Genomic DNA, 13606 nt, shown 5'->3' with positions numbered 1-13606 from the left:
CGGAAGGCAAGGTTCGGGGTTTTACCCACCAAGCCGACGCTAGCGAGCGCCGGGGCACTCGCGCGCTGCACGATAGCCTGACGGAGTCGTTTAAACGGATTGCCCGGAATCCTGAGCTGCTGGCGTCGATCGGGCGACGGGGCTTTTGAGCACGAACCCCCCGCAACGTCGCCCCGTCATTCGGGCCGTCAGCCATGATGAGGCTGGCGAGGCGATCGGGCGCCTGCTCGCCATCGCCCTGCCCCCCACACGCGCGGCCGAGACGGGCGCGTCGCCCAAGGTCGCGGATTTTCTGCTGGCCTGGTGGAACGGCCTTGAGTGCGGTCATTTCCCCATCATCCACCTTTGCAACGTCGATGCCGTGATCGCCGAGGATATGCTGACGATCATGGCCCATCTGGCGCAGGAATCCACGATCTACGCCGACGCATGGGGCTACCGCGATGCGATGCACGACCTTTGGGTTCGCTATCGCGGAGATCCAAACGACGCCGTTTAAACGATCCCGAGATCCACCGCCGAGAGGAATGCCATATGGACAATGACGACGAGGCTTTCGCCGACAACTATGCCGAGCGTGACCAGGCCAAGGCGCTGCGCGAGCAGGCGCGCGCGGGCGGCCTGCGTTTCGAGGCGTATCTTCCTCCGGATATGGCCGACTGGCTGTTGGAGCAGGTTGAACAGGGCCATTTCGTCGATCCATCCGAGGCGGTGTTCGCGATCGTCTGGAACTTCATCGACCTGGAACCGCATAAAGACCTGCGCTCGGAGCTGTTACGCCGGACGCTGGACGCATCCGCCGCCGAAATGCACTTGGCGCGGGATGCCGACGAGGTGTTCGATCAATTGGAGCGCAAGATGGCGCAGCCGCGCCCCGAGGAAGCGCGCTGGGAGAAGATCGTGCGATGAACCAGCTCGCCCCCCTGTCCTCGCCGGCGCTGGCGCTGCCGGCGCTGATCGCGGCGGCCGACGATCGCGCGCGGCTCCGCTTCCTTGAGTTCTTCGCCGTCACAGTCCGCAACCCGCATACTCGTCGCGCCTATATGCGTGCGGCGGGCGACTTCCTGGCCTGGTGCGAGGCGCGGGGTGTCGTCACCCTCGCCGGCATCGCGCCGCTGCATGTCGCGGCCTGGATCGAGGCGCTGGGGCGCGAGGTGAGCGCCCCCAGCGTCAAGCAGCAGCTCGCCGCCGTGCGTCACCTGCTCGACTGGCTGGTGACGGGCCAGGTAGTGCCGGTGAACCCCGCCGCGTCGGTACGAGGGCCGGCGCATAGCGTCCGGCGTGGCAAGACGCCGGTGCTGGCCCCCGACGAGGCGCGCCGGCTGTTAGACGCGATCGACGTGACGACACCGGCGGGCTTGCGCGATCGGGCGCTGATCGGCCTCATGGTCTATTCGTTCGCACGGATCGGCGCGGCGCTGGCGATGCGCGTCGAGGACGTGTTCGTGCAGAATCGCCGGCTATGGGTGCGGCTTCACGAGAAAGGCGGCAAGCGCCACGAAATGCCCTGCCACCACAATCTTGAGCATTATCTGGCCGAATATCTTGACGGGTGCGGGTTGCGCGAGGACCGCAAGGGACCGCTGTTCCGCACGATCGCGCGGGGGACTAAGCGACTAAGCGATACCCCCCTGCCCCAGGCCAACGCGTTCGCGATGGTGCGCCGGCGCGCGGCGGCAGCGGAGATCGAGACGACGATCGGCAATCACTCTTTCCGCGCGACCGGGATCACCACCTATCTCAAGAACGGCGGCACGTTGGAAACGGCGGCGGCGATGGCGAACCACAGCTCGACACGCACCACCCAGCTCTATGATCGCCGGCCCGACGACGTGACGCTGGACGAGGTGGAGCGAGTGCTGATCTAGGCCATATTGCGTCCGAAAAAGTTTGAGCCCGCCGCGTTCACAGCGCGACGGGCTCAGGTAGTGTCATCGGTGACAGCGATGAAGCCAAGCGGAATATAGCGCTTCAATCTGAAGCAGCCAATGCATTAGCGGTCCTCAGGAGGTGCCGGTCGAAGCAGCGCCTCGGGTAGCCGTAGATTCCCAGCGGCCACCTTTCCAATGAAGTCCTATCCGTTCCGCGTTGCTGATCGCGGGCGGCATCCCTTTTCGCCAGAACCGGAGCATCTTGCCCCGCTCATCCAGATCGGTTTCGGTGACGATCGAACGGACGGCCTGGATGAACTGCCCGTGCCCGAACACGTAGACCAGCGATCCGGCAGGCCGGGTCGCGAGCCTCAATAGAGCCGCCTCGCAGCGCTGTAGCAAGGCGCTGAAACTCTCCGCCCCTTCCCCGTCGCAATAGGCCGGGTCGGCCTCACTCCAATAGCGTTCGAGGTGCGGCATCCGTTCGGCGCTGCGCGTGCCGTTCCAGCGCGCCGGTTGCAGATAGGTGAACTCTTCGATCGGCCACACTTCCACCGGCACGCCCGGAAAGCGCGCGATCGTCGGTGCGGCCGTCTGCCGGGTGCGCGTATAGGGCGAGGTGACGATGAGCGCGGGCGCCTCGGTCCAGCTCGCCGCGACCTGGCGCGCCTGTTCCTGGCCGCGCTCGGTCAGCTCGATCGTCGCCAGATCAGTGCAGGGCACGCCGGCGTTGCCGGTGCTTTCTCCGTGGCGGATGAATATGGCTCTCAAGCCCCTATCTTCCTTTATGCTGATTAGTATCTAAACGCTATACAAATGATAGCGGATAGATGACTGTCTGCTATTCAAATAATTCCGCATGTGTGCCGGCGCGCACGAAGTTCACCAGATTTCCTTCGACCGTGTAGATGAGCAGGAAGTCGCCGCCGATATGGCACTCGCGATGGTCGCTCCACTCGCCCTTGAGCGGATGATCCAGCCATTCCGGGCCAAGCGGCGCGTCGTTGGCGATGAGGAGCATCATCGCTTCCTTGAGCTGATTCATGTTGTAGCGCCCGCTGCGCGACAGCCGCTCCCAATCCTTCACGAACCGCTTTTCGTAGGAAGCCTCGCGAGGGAGTGAAGCGCGCTTACTGCTGGCGGGCTTCTTGGTCGAGGGCATCAAACAGTTCCTGGGGATCGGTGAAGCGGGCGCGGCGTGCCTTCATCGTGGCGCGGGACGCCTCGATCGCCGCCCGCGTCTCGGCGTTGGGCACCTTCAGCTCGAACGGCAGCGCATGATCCTTCGCGACCCGCGTGAGAGTCATGCGGACGACATCCGATACGGTCAGGCCCAGCTCGGCCAGGACAGCGGCGGCTTCATCCTTCAACGTCTCATCAATGCGCGCGCGCACAAAAGCGGTAGCAGCCATGGGAATCTCCTTGATCGACTTTATGTAGCTCAATTGAGCAACGCTTTCAACTTCCTTGCGCCTGCCGCTGTCGCGGCACCGGGGCTCTATGCGCTGCGCGCACCGAGCCCGCTTCCCGGTCTCGGCCGAAGGTAACGATCCCCTGGCGGAAACGAGGTCGCTGCGCGGATCTCGCCCAAGCTGTGCCGGCGCTGCCGGCGTCCTTTGCTAGTCGGGTGAAGGGGGCGCTGCCCCCTCCCCCCAGCAACGACAATCAGCGGGGCCGTGGCTCAGTCGCTTGCGCTCCCTGCGCCCGCACCACCCCGTCAGATTCTCGCTGCCCCCCTCTCCCCCGCTGCTCCGCGCGAACTCGGGAGCGATGGCGAGGCCATCGCCCGAGAGGGCGATTTGAAGGAGCAAGTGAGATGGACCACGATAACCGCGAAAGCTGGCTCAACCGGGTGGCGCTGGGCATGGCTCCTCTGTTCGAAGCGCTGGACGCTCCCCTGCCCTCACGCGTGCGCGTCGCGATCGGTTTCACCAGTCGGGGCGCGAAAGGCAAGGCGATCGGCGAGTGCTGGGATAACCGGCTCAGCGCTGACGGCCATTTTGAAATCTTCATCCGGCCAGACCTCGCGCACGCGCCCGATGCCATGCCGGCGCAGATCGCGGCTATCCTCGCGCACGAGCTGGTCCATGCCGCTGTCGGCATCCCGGCCGGACATGGGAAGGCGTTTAAACGCGTTGCTGTGGGACTCGGCCTAGTCGGACCGATGCGCGCCACGACCCCCGGCGAGGCGTTCCTTGCGGCCGTCGCGCCAATCCTCGATGCGGCAGGCCCCCTCCCCCATGCCCGGCTCGACACCGCCGGCGAGACGACCGCGCCCAAGAAGCAGACGACCCGGCTGCTCAAATGCGAGTGTGCGGAGTGCGGTTATACGGTGAGGACTGCGCGCAAGTGGCTGGAACAGGCCGGCGCGCCGCTCTGCCCGATCGACGGGCATGGGCCGATGCAGCACGATCCGCTCGACGACGACGATCCCGAGCCGGATGAGTGAACATCATTTGTATATCACAATGATGGACAGATCATGCCGAAGCGATTAACGATAGCTCGCGAAGTGAGGGCGCTATGATATTGGCAGTCGGAAACACCAAGGGCGGCGTCGGGAAGACCACGCTTGCCGTTAATCTCGCGGTCGCGCTGGCGCTTGCCGGCCGCGACCTCTTGCTGGTGGACGGGGACGAGCAGGGCACCGCCCTCACCTTCACCCAGCTCCGCACCGAGCGGCTCGGGCAAGCCGGCTATACCGCTGTGGCGCTGACCGGCGCTGCGTTGCGCAGCCAGGTCCGCCAGCTCGCCAGCAAATATGATGACATCATCATCGATGTCGGCGGGCGCGACACCGGCTCGCTGCGCGCCGCGCTCACCGTCGCCGATACGCTTCTGGTCCCCGTGCAGCCGCGCAGCTTCGATGTGTGGGCGCTCGATCAGGTTTCGGCGCTGGTCGCCGAGGCGCGCGAGATCAACGAGGGCCTACGCGCCGTCGCCGTGCTGAACGGCGCGGACGCGCAAGGGGCGGACAATGAGGCCGCGTTGGAAATGATCGGCGACATTGAGGGGATCGAGGTGCTGCCCACGTCGATCGTGCGCCGTAAGGCGTTCCCGAACGCGGCGGCCGAGGGCAGGGCGATCCTTGAGCAGAGCCCGCGCGACCCTAAGGCGATCGACGAGCTGACGGCGCTGATCGCTGCCGTTTGTATATCACGATAATAGCGGAGTGCATATCGATGGCTATCGCGCGTAAACCGAACAGCAAGCCGAAGGTCCCGGCCGACGACGCGGCCGCCGATGCCTTCATCGCCGGCGCGGTGACGCCAGCGGCCGCGCCGATCGAGGCGGCCGAGGAGCCGGGGGAGGGGAGCGAGCCGCGCAAAGCGCCGGTGATGCTGCGCTTCGATCGCGCACTTCTCGCCAAGGTCGATGCGGCGGCCAAGCGGCGCGGGATCAGCCGCAGCGCCTGGATACAATTCACCGTCAGTCGCGCCCTCGACGCCGGTGAGGGATAGAAGCAGAAAAGATGCTCTATTTGGTCCTTAAGGCCACGATCTCAGGCGTGCTGATCGCCGTGGCATCGACAATGGCGAAGCGCTATCCGGGCTTCGGAGCGCTCATTGCGTCGCTGCCATTGGTGTCGGTTCTTGGCATGATATGGCTTTGGAACGAACGGCCGGACGCTGAGAATATGGCTGCTCATGCACGAGCGACGTTCTGGTATGTGCTGCCATCCCTGCCGATGTTTCTGCTCATTCCAGCGCTGATGCAGCATCGTGTCGGATTCTGGCCGGCGCTTCTCGCCGGATGTGGATTGACGATCGCGCTCTATACTGCGCTCACATGGCTTGGGCCGCGTTTCGGTCTGCAACTTTAAAAATTACGCGTCGGTTCGCATCAGCGCCCTAACGGTGAGTTTTGGGGTAGGGGCTCACCGTTCGGCGGCGGGTAGGTTGAAATCCACCAGCACCGGCATTTCGGGGATGCCGCCGCGCAGCTTGGCGCGGCGCACGATGCTGTGCTGGTCGATCAGGTTCTGCGCATCGCGCCGGCCACTCGACGTCTTCGGTAGCCACATCATAGAAACCCGCTCGACCTTGCGACCCTTCTTGATCGGCGTGAACTCGACATAGAAGGGACAGAGCTTGTTGATTTCGTCCGCTGCCACCTTGAGACAGTATTTGTTGAAATCGGCGAAGCGTTCGAGCTTGCCTTCCGGCACGTTGAGCAGGCCGCGCAGCTCGGCAATGGTGAACTCTTCGGATTGCTTGTATTCAAGCCCGATGCGGCGCTCGATCATCTCATAGAGGCAGAGCGCGTACTTCGATTCGAAACAATACATCACCTGCGTCTTGAGTCGTGCATAGACCTCGCTGTTGCGCAGTATCTCAATCAGCTCCTCGGGGATGCGATAATGAAGGAAGCCGTCCTTTTCGAGGCTTTCGTCGCTAGGACCGAGGAGTTGGACGCGGCGCTTGAAGCTCTTGCCGCCCTTGCGGATGGTGACGATCGCGATCGTGCCCATCAGGCGCAGCAGCGAGCTTTCGATGCGCTCATTACCCTGGTGCGTGCCCTTGAGCGCCGATTTGGCGATACGGTGGATGACCGGCTCGCCGATCCGATCCCAGGCATTGGCGATCAGCAGGTTGTAGATGCGGCGATCGGCCAAGGTGAGGGGGGACAGCTCAACAATATCGACCAACTCGCCGGGCTTGACGATTTCCCCGTAATTGGCGGGATCGAACGGGTTGCCGCGACCGCGCTGCGTCAATGTTCGAGCAGTTTCGGCCAGGGCAGCTTGCGTCATGCGATCACTTCCAACGGTGAGCGGAATCTTTCCATCGGCTCACCCTAATGACGAACAGTGAGTTATGCAAATCGTCCGGCTCGCCGTTTGACCGGCGATGGGGATACCCCAAAACTCACCGTCGTGAGAGCGGATACCCCAAGGCTCACCCGACTCTGCCCCAACACTCACCGTAACCGACCCCAAAGCTCACTTTTGGCTACCCCAAAACTCACGCGACTCGGCCCCAACACTCACTTTTCGAGATCATTTCCCTAGGTTTTCTGCGGGTTTGCGGACCCCTGAATCTTGAATCTAAGAAGAATTATTGAATCTGAAGGCGAACGGTGAGTTTTGGGGTAGCCCACCTGTGGATAACTCACGCCTGATAGCACCAACAGCACCAAGGAAGAGAAAAGCGCCGCCTCTTGGGGGCTTCGCCCCCGCCGGCTCGCGGCCTTCGGCCGCCCCGGATCGCTAACGCGATCCTCCCACCCGGCATCCCCCGGATGCGAATGTGTCGGCTACGCCGACGAGTCTTTTTGAACACCAACCCAACCGCCCCACTCCCCCTTCATGCCCAGCACCTAGCCCAACCGTCCAATTGGCTTTTCAGAAAGCCATGCGGAAAGCGCAGCGTTTCATCGGAAGACCAGGGCATGCGGAAATGGCGGCGCTAGGGTCGATTTCCGGGGCGCTGAGCGCGATTCAACGATGCCGCCGGGCCAAAGGAGGGTTTTCACCACAAGCGCACTATGGCCTTTCTAGCGCATTGATCAGCCGCACCTAAATCCCCGGGCAGCAGCGAACGGTGAGCCGATACCCCAAAACTCACCGTTCGCCGATGCTGGCTGAATGTCTGGGGGGTCCGATTAACACCACCTAAGATGCCGGGCGCCAACAGCCGCCGTGGTGCGAAAGTGAAACCACCCACCGCTTCATATCCGCGTGCAGCATGATATACAAACGATATAGTCTGAATAGCAATCTAGTGTAGCCACGCGCCGTTTAAACGGTTTCATGCTGGATCGAACCGGCCCGCGAACTCGACCAGGCCGCGCCCATCGGCTATAACGTGTCCGGTTTCGAAGATCGTCAATCTCGACACCGGACCCGTCGCGGCTGCTACCGGGGCGGGTCCATTTGGTCGCCATAAGCACGAAGTTCCGGCAACCGCGCCGGCATGGAGAGCAGGAGCCCTTGCGGTGCGCGGCCTTCATGCTCCGGGGACCAATCAGGCGGGATCGAACCGGCCAGAGAACTCGCGATCGGCATAGTAAGCAAGCTTGGCGGCGACGATCGGGCGCTGGCCGGCGAGAAACAGCAGCTCCAGGTTCGCCGGCATCGTGCGCACCTCATCGGGGGTGAGCAGGGCGCGGCCGACATGCTGCGCGCCGAACGAGATGCCGGTTTCCTCCGCGTCGAGCGCGCGGCTCATCGTCTCGAACACGACCGTCTCCTGGCCGAGCAGATCGGAGACCAGTTTCGCGCTGTCGTGATCGTTGACCCCGAACACCTGCAGGACGCCGGCGTTCGACAGGAAGGTGCCGGCGCGGCGCTCATAGGTGGCGCGCAGTTGATGCACGTCCTGCAGGATCGGCCAGAGCTGGACACCATAGCCCGCCATCAGGCCCATCGCGCGCTCGACCGGATCGAGACGGCCGAGCGCCGCGAACTCGTCGAGCAGGAACAGCACGGGGCGGGTAGGGGCCGCACCGGCGCGCGCCAGATCGGTCAGCCCTTGGGCGACCATCAGGCGTAGCCAGCGGGCATAGGTGGCAAGGCGATCGGGCGGCAGCACGAGGAACACCGTCGCCGGCGTTGCTTTCAGATCGGCGAACGCAAAATCCGACTGGCCCAGCACGGCCGTCATGCGCGGGCTGTCAAGAAAATGGGTATGCCGCTGCGCGGCCGACAGTACGCCTGCGGCTTCGCGATCGGATTTGCCGAGATGGCGGTTGGCGGCGCGCGCGACCAGGCCGCCTTGCGATTGCATGTCGGAGAGCAGGGCGGAGAAGGCTTGCGGCGCGTGCGTCAGATGATCGCGCAGCGTGGCGAGGGTGCGGGTCGCGGGCGGCTCGCTGGCGACGATATGGAGGATGAGGCCGGCGATCAGCGCCTTCGCTTCCTCGTTCCAATGCGCCTCTCCGGCTTCGCCGGGAGCGTCATAGACCAGCGCGTCGGCGAGCGTCATGGCGTCATCGGCAAGATCGAGGCCATTGGGGTCGATGCGATCGAGCGGGTTGAACGCGGCCGAGGGCTGTCCCGTCACCCCGAACGGATCGAGGACATGGACTGGGCCGAACCTGCCCCGCTGGCGGGCAGTGACACGGGCGTTCTCGCCCTTGGGGTCGATGCAGACCACAGAGCCGGGATAGTCGATCAGGTTGGGGATGATCGTGCCCACGCCCTTGCCGGTGCGCGTCGGCGCGATCGTCAGGAGATGGGCAGGGCCGGCATAGCGCAGCAGCTTGCCCGACTTGCGGTCGCGGCCGATCAGCAGGCCCTCATTTTGGGTGAGGGGTTTGGCTTCCGCGTCGGAGGCGAAGCGGGCCGAGCCGTGGGTGGCGTCACCATCAGGGCCGCCATATTGTAGGATCAGCGGTTGGAAGAGGGCGCGCAGGCCAACGAGGATGACGGCGAGAACCGTGAGCATCATCATAATCTGATAAATATGGGAATCGCGCTCTAGGCCGAGCAGCGAGTGCAAGATGAACTGCGCTCCGCCCAGCAGCACCAGGCCAACGATCAGAAACAGGATGATGACGCCGAACAGGTGGCGGATCAGCTTGACGGGGCTGAGCGTCAGCGCCGTAATCGCCCATATCGGATTCTGGCGCGATATGCGGGCCAGGTTGCGGATCGCGCGGCCGAGCTGGCGCAGCCATTCCATGTCAGGCCCTCCCGATCGGCGTGATGGCCAGCGCCAGATCGGCGTCGGGATGACCGAGCAGCTTGAGGACGATCGCAGTGGCGAGGGGAGGGGGCACGGCTTCGTCGCGCAGCATGTCGAACAGCGCATCCTCTTGCGCTTCGAGCGCCATGCCTTCGATCGCAAGGTTGGCGCGGGCATCGGCATCGTCATCGCGCCACAGGGCGACTTCGGCGGGCGTGCCGCGCACGTAGTCCAGCGCGCGAACCTCAGCGCGGATCGCCTCGACATCGAACGTGGTCATGGTGTTTCGCTCCCTTCCGCTTCCGCGTCGAACGCGCGTTTGCCGCGCCGCTTCCAGAGCGCCAGCGTATCGCCATCCTCGCGCGCCTTCGCTGCCTGTTCGAGCAATGCGCCATAGAGGGTGGCGCGATCGTCGTCAGCGAGATCGACCAGGCCGGCCTTTTGCACGAGGCCGCCCAGCTCAATCAGGTGGCGGGTGCGTTCCCGTCGGGCCACGACCCATCCTCTCGTATCGGTGCGGCGCTGACCGGCTTCAATTCTGCGAACCGCCTGCACCAGCTTCGCCTGTGCCGCCGCTGTCTGTCGCAGCGCTCCGCCCAGCTTTGCGCCCGCGCCTCTGAAAGAAGCCAGCGCCATCGGAGCGCCACGCCTCCCGGTTTCCTTCAACCTGCGCTTCGGCCACGACATGGAGCAGCGCACCCGCCAGCACATCGAGATCGAGCGCATCGGCACCGGTGGCGGTGACCAGCTCGCCGAGCTGCTGAACTTTGCGCGACTTCAATGCCTTGGCCTTGTCGCCCAGCGCTTTCAGTTCCGCGTCGTAGTCCCGTGTCTTGCGCATGCTTCTTTCCCTCGCACCCGTGGATCAAAGTGGGAGCGTAGCACGATCGCGTGTGCGAGAAACCGCCCGGCATAGGAAATGCGGTGAAGTCAATCAGACGAACGGCAGAGAGTGTGAGTGCGCGCTTATACGTCGTTGCCGACGTGCGCTCAGAAGTGCAATATGGCCGCCGTCATGGCGATCTACCATTTCTCAGCCAAGATCATCAGCCGCGCCAACGGATCGAGCGCCGTGGCGTCGGCCGCCTATCGTTCGGCCTCCGAGCTGCACGATGACCGGCTCGGGCGCGATCATGATTTCTCGAACAAGGCCGGTGTCGTCCATTCGGAGATCATGCTGCCCGAAGGCGCACCGGAGCGTTTAAACGATCGCGCGGCCCTCTGGAACGAGGTCGAGGCGGGGGAGAAGCGCAAGGACGCGCAACTTGCTCGTGAGGTTGAGTTCTCGATCCCGCGCGAGCTGGACCAGAAAGAGGGCGTCCAGCTCGCTCGTGATTTTGTCGAAAAGCAGTTCGTGGCACGCGGGATGGTCGCGGACCTCAACGTGCATTGGGACAAGGACAAGGAGGGCAACCCCAAGCCGCACGCTCACGTCATGCTGTCGATGCGCGAAGTCGGCCCGGAGGGATTCGGCCGGAAGGTCCGCGAATGGAATGACACGGCGCTGCTGAAGGAATGGCGCGAAGCTTGGGCGGATCATGTCAACGAACGGCTCGCCTCGCTCGATATCGACGCGCGGATCGATCACCGGACCTTGGAGGCGCAGGGGATCGACCTAGAGCCGCAGCACAAGATCGGGCCGGCGGGATCGCGCCGGCTCGATCGCGGTGAGGATGCCGAGCGCGCCGACGATCATCTGCGCATCGCGCGCGAGAATGGCGAGAAGATCATCGCCAGGCCGGAGATCGCGCTCGACGGCATCACGCGGCAACAGGCGACGTTCACCACCCGCGACCTCGCGATGTTCGTCCACCGGCACAGTGACGGCAAGGAGCAGTTCGACCAGGCCATGAGCGCGGTGCGCAGTTCGCCCGAGCTGGTAGCGCTGGGGACGGACGGGAAAGGCCAAGAGCGGTTCACGAGCCGAGAGATGATCGCGACCGAGCGGCAGCTTGAGCGAGCCGCTGACGGGCTTGCCGGCATGGACCGGCACGGCGTTGCCGACTTCCATGTGGATCGGGCGCTGGCGTCGGCCGAGGGCAGGGGGCTTTCCCTGTCGGCCGAACAGCGCGGGGCGCTTGAACACATCACCGGCGAGCGCGGTCTGGCATCGGTCGTGGGCTATGCCGGCAGCGGCAAGTCGGCGATGCTGGGTGTGGCGCGCGAGGCGTGGGAGGCGCAGGGCTATACCGTGCGCGGCGCTGCGCTGTCGGGGATCGCCGCCGAGAATTTGGAAGGCGGGTCGGCCATCCCCTCGCGGACGATCGCCAGTCTCGAATATCAGTGGGAGCAGGGCCGTGAGCAGCTTGGTCCGCGCGACGTGCTGGTGATCGACGAGGCCGGCATGATCGGCACGCGCCAGATGGAGCGCGTGCTGTCCCATGCCGATCGGGCTGGCGCGAAAGTCGTTCTTGTCGGTGATCCCGAGCAGTTGCAGGCGATTGAGGCGGGCGCTTCGTTCCGTTCCGTGGCCGAACGACATGGCTGGGCCGAGATCGGCGAGATACGCCGGCAGCGCGAGGACTGGCAGCGCGACGCCACCAAGGCGCTGGCGACAGGCAGGACCGGCGAGGCGGTTCGTGCCTACGAGGCGCATGGCATGGTCGCGGCGGCTGACACGCGCGAGGCTGCGCGGGGCGAGCTGATCGACCGCTGGGACGCGCAGCGGCGCGCCGATCCCGATCAGTCGCGGATCATCCTCACCCATACCAATGCCGAGGTGCGGGATTTGAACCTGGCCGCACGCGATCGACTGCGCGACGCCGGCGAGCTGGGGGCGGACGTGCGCGTGTCGGCCGAGCGGGGCGCGCGGGAGTTCGCGGCGGGCGACCGCATCATGTTCCTCAAGAACGAGCGCGGGCTTGGCGTGAAGAACGGGACGCTAGGCCAGGTCGAGCGGGTCAGTCCCGACAGCATGGCGGTGAAGCTGGATGATGGCCGTCAGGTGGCGTTCGACCTGAAAGACTATGCCCATGTCGATCATGGCTATGCCGCCACCATCCATAAATCGCAGGGCGTGACGGTCGATCGCGCCCATGTCCTCGCCACCCCCGGCATGGACCGCCATTCGGCCTATGTGGCGTTGTCGCGGCACCGGGACGGGGTGCAGCTCCATTATGGCCGCGATGACTTTGCCGACGATCGCAACCTGGTTCGCGCTCTAGGGCGCGAACGGGCGAAGGACATGGCGTCGGACTATGGCCGCGATCCCGATGCGGGGATTCGTGCTTTCGCGGACCGGCGCGGATTGTCGGGCGAGATCCGATTGCCGGAACCAGCCCGAGATCCTCGCGCTAGATCTTCGCGCCAGATGGGCGAGGAACCACGCGGCGTGGACCGCGGCGACCACCGGCCCGCGGGCCAGGGCGCGCCGCAATCGCGGCGGGGCATGTTCGACGGCTTCCGGCCCGGGAAGCCGTCGGCGCCGGAGATCGCGCAGGATAACCCCGCCCCGAAACGCGGTATGTTCGCCGGGCTGAAGTTGTCGGCCGCGCCGGAGAAGGGTGCGGAGCGCGCTCCCCCGCAGGCCAATCGTGGCCAGGACCGCGACTATGTCCGCGCGGTCGAGCGGGCCTCGCGTTCGGCGGAGGCGGTGTTGCAGGCGCGGGCATCGGGCGGGCCGGTGCTGGAACATCAGAAGGTCGCGCTCGAGCGCGCGACGCAAACTCTGGACGGGATCAGGCCGGGAGCCTCGCGCGACCTCGCATCGGCGATGCAGCGCGATCCTACCCTGCTGCGCGAGGCAGCGGCGGGGCGCAGCGGTCCGATGATCGCGGCGATGCGCCAAGAGGCGCAGGAGCGGGCCGATCCGAAATTGCGCGCCGACCGGTTCGTGGAGCGCTGGCAGCAGCTCTCCCACGATCGCGACCGCCTCTATCGTGCCGGCGACATGGCGGGCCGCGATAAGACCGGGAAAGCGATGGAAGGCATGGCGAAGGGCCTTGAGCGCGATCCGCAGGTGGAATCGATCCTGCGCGGCCGCACCCGCGAGCTGGGGCTTGAAATCGGCATGGAGCGCGGCCGCGACATGAGCCGTGGCGATCTTGGCCGCCAGTTGACGCAGGAACTCGGGATCGGCCGCGATCGTGGGATGAGCCGCTAGGGAGA

Annotated in this window: 16 protein-coding genes; 8 read left to right on the top strand and 8 right to left on the bottom strand. The window is 65.0% G+C overall.

Features of this window, described 5'->3' with window-relative positions:
• Positions 1–145 precede the first annotated feature (145 nt).
• From FHS54_RS16310 to FHS54_RS16300, 3 genes are read left to right on the top strand one after another with little or no spacing between them, the layout of a single operon-like run.
• Positions 146–499 carry a DUF7673 family protein gene (locus FHS54_RS16310; protein ID WP_208405103.1) on the top strand — a complete coding sequence of 118 codons (354 nt, stop codon included), beginning with the start codon at positions 146–148 and terminating at the stop codon, positions 497–499.
• Positions 500–534: 35 nt separating this feature from the next.
• Positions 535–909: a CopG family transcriptional regulator gene (locus tag FHS54_RS16305; RefSeq protein WP_167305243.1), complete on the top strand. Its 375-nt coding sequence runs from the start codon at positions 535–537 to the stop codon at positions 907–909.
• Positions 906–1868: a tyrosine-type recombinase/integrase gene (locus FHS54_RS16300; RefSeq protein ID WP_167305242.1), complete on the top strand. Its 963-nt coding sequence runs from the start codon at positions 906–908 to the stop codon at positions 1866–1868. Before FHS54_RS16305 ends, FHS54_RS16300 begins: the two co-directional genes overlap by 4 nt.
• A 135-nt stretch (positions 1869–2003) precedes the next feature.
• On the opposite strand, the gene FHS54_RS16295 is transcribed toward FHS54_RS16300, so the two are convergent.
• From FHS54_RS16295 to FHS54_RS16285, 3 genes are all read right to left on the bottom strand, one after another.
• Entirely contained in the window at positions 2004–2642 is a 639-nt protein-coding gene (locus FHS54_RS16295) for a histidine phosphatase family protein (RefSeq protein WP_167305241.1), read from the bottom strand.
• Positions 2643–2712: 70 nt separating this feature from the next.
• The gene (locus FHS54_RS16290; RefSeq protein ID WP_167305240.1) at positions 2713–3033 is read right to left on the bottom strand and encodes a type II toxin-antitoxin system YafQ family toxin; all 321 of its coding nucleotides are present in this window, start codon (positions 3031–3033) and stop codon (positions 2713–2715) included.
• On the bottom strand, positions 3002–3283 hold the full coding sequence (locus FHS54_RS16285; RefSeq protein ID WP_167305239.1) for a type II toxin-antitoxin system RelB/DinJ family antitoxin: 282 nt from the start codon (positions 3281–3283) through the stop codon (positions 3002–3004). The genes FHS54_RS16290 and FHS54_RS16285 overlap by 32 nt, the downstream gene beginning before the upstream one ends.
• 404 nt (positions 3284–3687) lie before the next feature.
• Here FHS54_RS16285 and FHS54_RS16280 point away from each other — a divergent pair, with 404 nt between their 5' ends.
• The 4 genes from FHS54_RS16280 (at position 3688) to FHS54_RS16265 (ending at position 5694) form a co-directional block, all read left to right on the top strand.
• Positions 3688–4320, top strand: coding sequence for a transcription elongation protein SprT (locus FHS54_RS16280; RefSeq protein ID WP_167305238.1), 633 nt, complete (start codon positions 3688–3690; stop codon positions 4318–4320).
• A gap of 74 nt (positions 4321–4394) precedes the next feature.
• Positions 4395–5036 carry an AAA family ATPase gene (locus tag FHS54_RS16275; RefSeq protein ID WP_167305237.1) on the top strand — a complete coding sequence of 214 codons (642 nt, stop codon included), beginning with the start codon at positions 4395–4397 and terminating at the stop codon, positions 5034–5036.
• A gap of 17 nt (positions 5037–5053) precedes the next feature.
• Entirely contained in the window at positions 5054–5332 is a 279-nt protein-coding gene (locus FHS54_RS16270; RefSeq protein WP_167305236.1) for a hypothetical protein, read from the top strand.
• Between the two features lie 11 nt (positions 5333–5343).
• Positions 5344–5694 carry a DUF3147 family protein gene (locus FHS54_RS16265; RefSeq protein WP_167305235.1) on the top strand — a complete coding sequence of 117 codons (351 nt, stop codon included), beginning with the start codon at positions 5344–5346 and terminating at the stop codon, positions 5692–5694.
• 54 nt (positions 5695–5748) lie between these two features.
• Here the strand turns inward: FHS54_RS16265 and FHS54_RS16260 are convergent, their stop codons facing one another.
• From FHS54_RS16260 to FHS54_RS16240, 5 genes are all read right to left on the bottom strand, one after another.
• Positions 5749–6624, bottom strand: coding sequence for a replication initiation protein (locus FHS54_RS16260; RefSeq protein WP_167305234.1), 876 nt, complete (start codon positions 6622–6624; stop codon positions 5749–5751).
• A gap of 1213 nt (positions 6625–7837) precedes the next feature.
• Positions 7838–9496, bottom strand: a complete 1659-nt coding sequence (locus FHS54_RS16255) for a type IV secretory system conjugative DNA transfer family protein (protein WP_167305233.1) — start codon at positions 9494–9496, stop codon at positions 7838–7840.
• A 1-nt stretch (position 9497) separates the two neighbouring features.
• Positions 9498–9779: a hypothetical protein gene (locus FHS54_RS16250; protein WP_167305232.1), complete on the bottom strand. Its 282-nt coding sequence runs from the start codon at positions 9777–9779 to the stop codon at positions 9498–9500.
• Complete coding sequence (locus FHS54_RS16485) at positions 9776–9994, bottom strand: conjugal transfer protein TraD (RefSeq protein WP_167305231.1); 219 nt, start codon at positions 9992–9994, stop codon at positions 9776–9778. Before FHS54_RS16485 ends, FHS54_RS16250 begins: the two co-directional genes overlap by 4 nt.
• Positions 9995–10031: 37 nt before the next feature.
• Entirely contained in the window at positions 10032–10340 is a 309-nt protein-coding gene (locus tag FHS54_RS16240) for a conjugal transfer protein TraD (RefSeq protein ID WP_167305230.1), read from the bottom strand.
• Positions 10341–10514: 174 nt separating this feature from the next.
• On the opposite strand from FHS54_RS16240, the gene traA reads away from it, so the two are divergent.
• Positions 10515–13601 carry a Ti-type conjugative transfer relaxase TraA gene (traA, locus tag FHS54_RS16235; protein WP_167305229.1) on the top strand — a complete coding sequence of 1029 codons (3087 nt, stop codon included), beginning with the start codon at positions 10515–10517 and terminating at the stop codon, positions 13599–13601.
• Positions 13602–13606: the final 5 nt, after the last annotated feature.

Source organism: Sphingobium vermicomposti (assembly GCF_011762025.1).
Classification (GTDB): Bacteria; Pseudomonadota; Alphaproteobacteria; order Sphingomonadales; family Sphingomonadaceae; genus Sphingobium; species Sphingobium vermicomposti.
This window is presented reverse-complemented; position numbering and strand designations above follow the sequence as displayed.

Excerpts from the sequence above, each read along its gene's own strand:
- FHS54_RS16305 (WP_167305243.1), top strand. The coding sequence starts at position 535 with ATGGACAATGACGACGAGGCTTTCGCCGACAACTATGCCGAGCGTGAC.
- FHS54_RS16300 (WP_167305242.1), top strand. The coding sequence starts at position 906 with ATGAACCAGCTCGCCCCCCTGTCCTCGCCGGCGCTGGCGCTGCCGGCG.
- FHS54_RS16290 (WP_167305240.1), bottom strand. The coding sequence starts at position 3,033 with ATGCCCTCGACCAAGAAGCCCGCCAGCAGTAAGCGCGCTTCACTCCCT.
- FHS54_RS16285 (WP_167305239.1), bottom strand. The coding sequence starts at position 3,283 with ATGGCTGCTACCGCTTTTGTGCGCGCGCGCATTGATGAGACGTTGAAG.
- FHS54_RS16280 (WP_167305238.1), top strand. The coding sequence starts at position 3,688 with ATGGACCACGATAACCGCGAAAGCTGGCTCAACCGGGTGGCGCTGGGC.
- FHS54_RS16275 (WP_167305237.1), top strand. The coding sequence starts at position 4,395 with ATGATATTGGCAGTCGGAAACACCAAGGGCGGCGTCGGGAAGACCACG.
- FHS54_RS16270 (WP_167305236.1), top strand. The coding sequence starts at position 5,054 with ATGGCTATCGCGCGTAAACCGAACAGCAAGCCGAAGGTCCCGGCCGAC.
- FHS54_RS16265 (WP_167305235.1), top strand. The coding sequence starts at position 5,344 with ATGCTCTATTTGGTCCTTAAGGCCACGATCTCAGGCGTGCTGATCGCC.
- FHS54_RS16260 (WP_167305234.1), bottom strand. The coding sequence starts at position 6,624 with ATGACGCAAGCTGCCCTGGCCGAAACTGCTCGAACATTGACGCAGCGC.
- FHS54_RS16255 (WP_167305233.1), bottom strand. The coding sequence starts at position 9,496 with ATGGAATGGCTGCGCCAGCTCGGCCGCGCGATCCGCAACCTGGCCCGC.
- FHS54_RS16250 (WP_167305232.1), bottom strand. The coding sequence starts at position 9,779 with ATGACCACGTTCGATGTCGAGGCGATCCGCGCTGAGGTTCGCGCGCTG.
- FHS54_RS16240 (WP_167305230.1), bottom strand. The coding sequence starts at position 10,340 with ATGCGCAAGACACGGGACTACGACGCGGAACTGAAAGCGCTGGGCGAC.
- traA (WP_167305229.1), top strand. The coding sequence starts at position 10,515 with ATGGCGATCTACCATTTCTCAGCCAAGATCATCAGCCGCGCCAACGGA.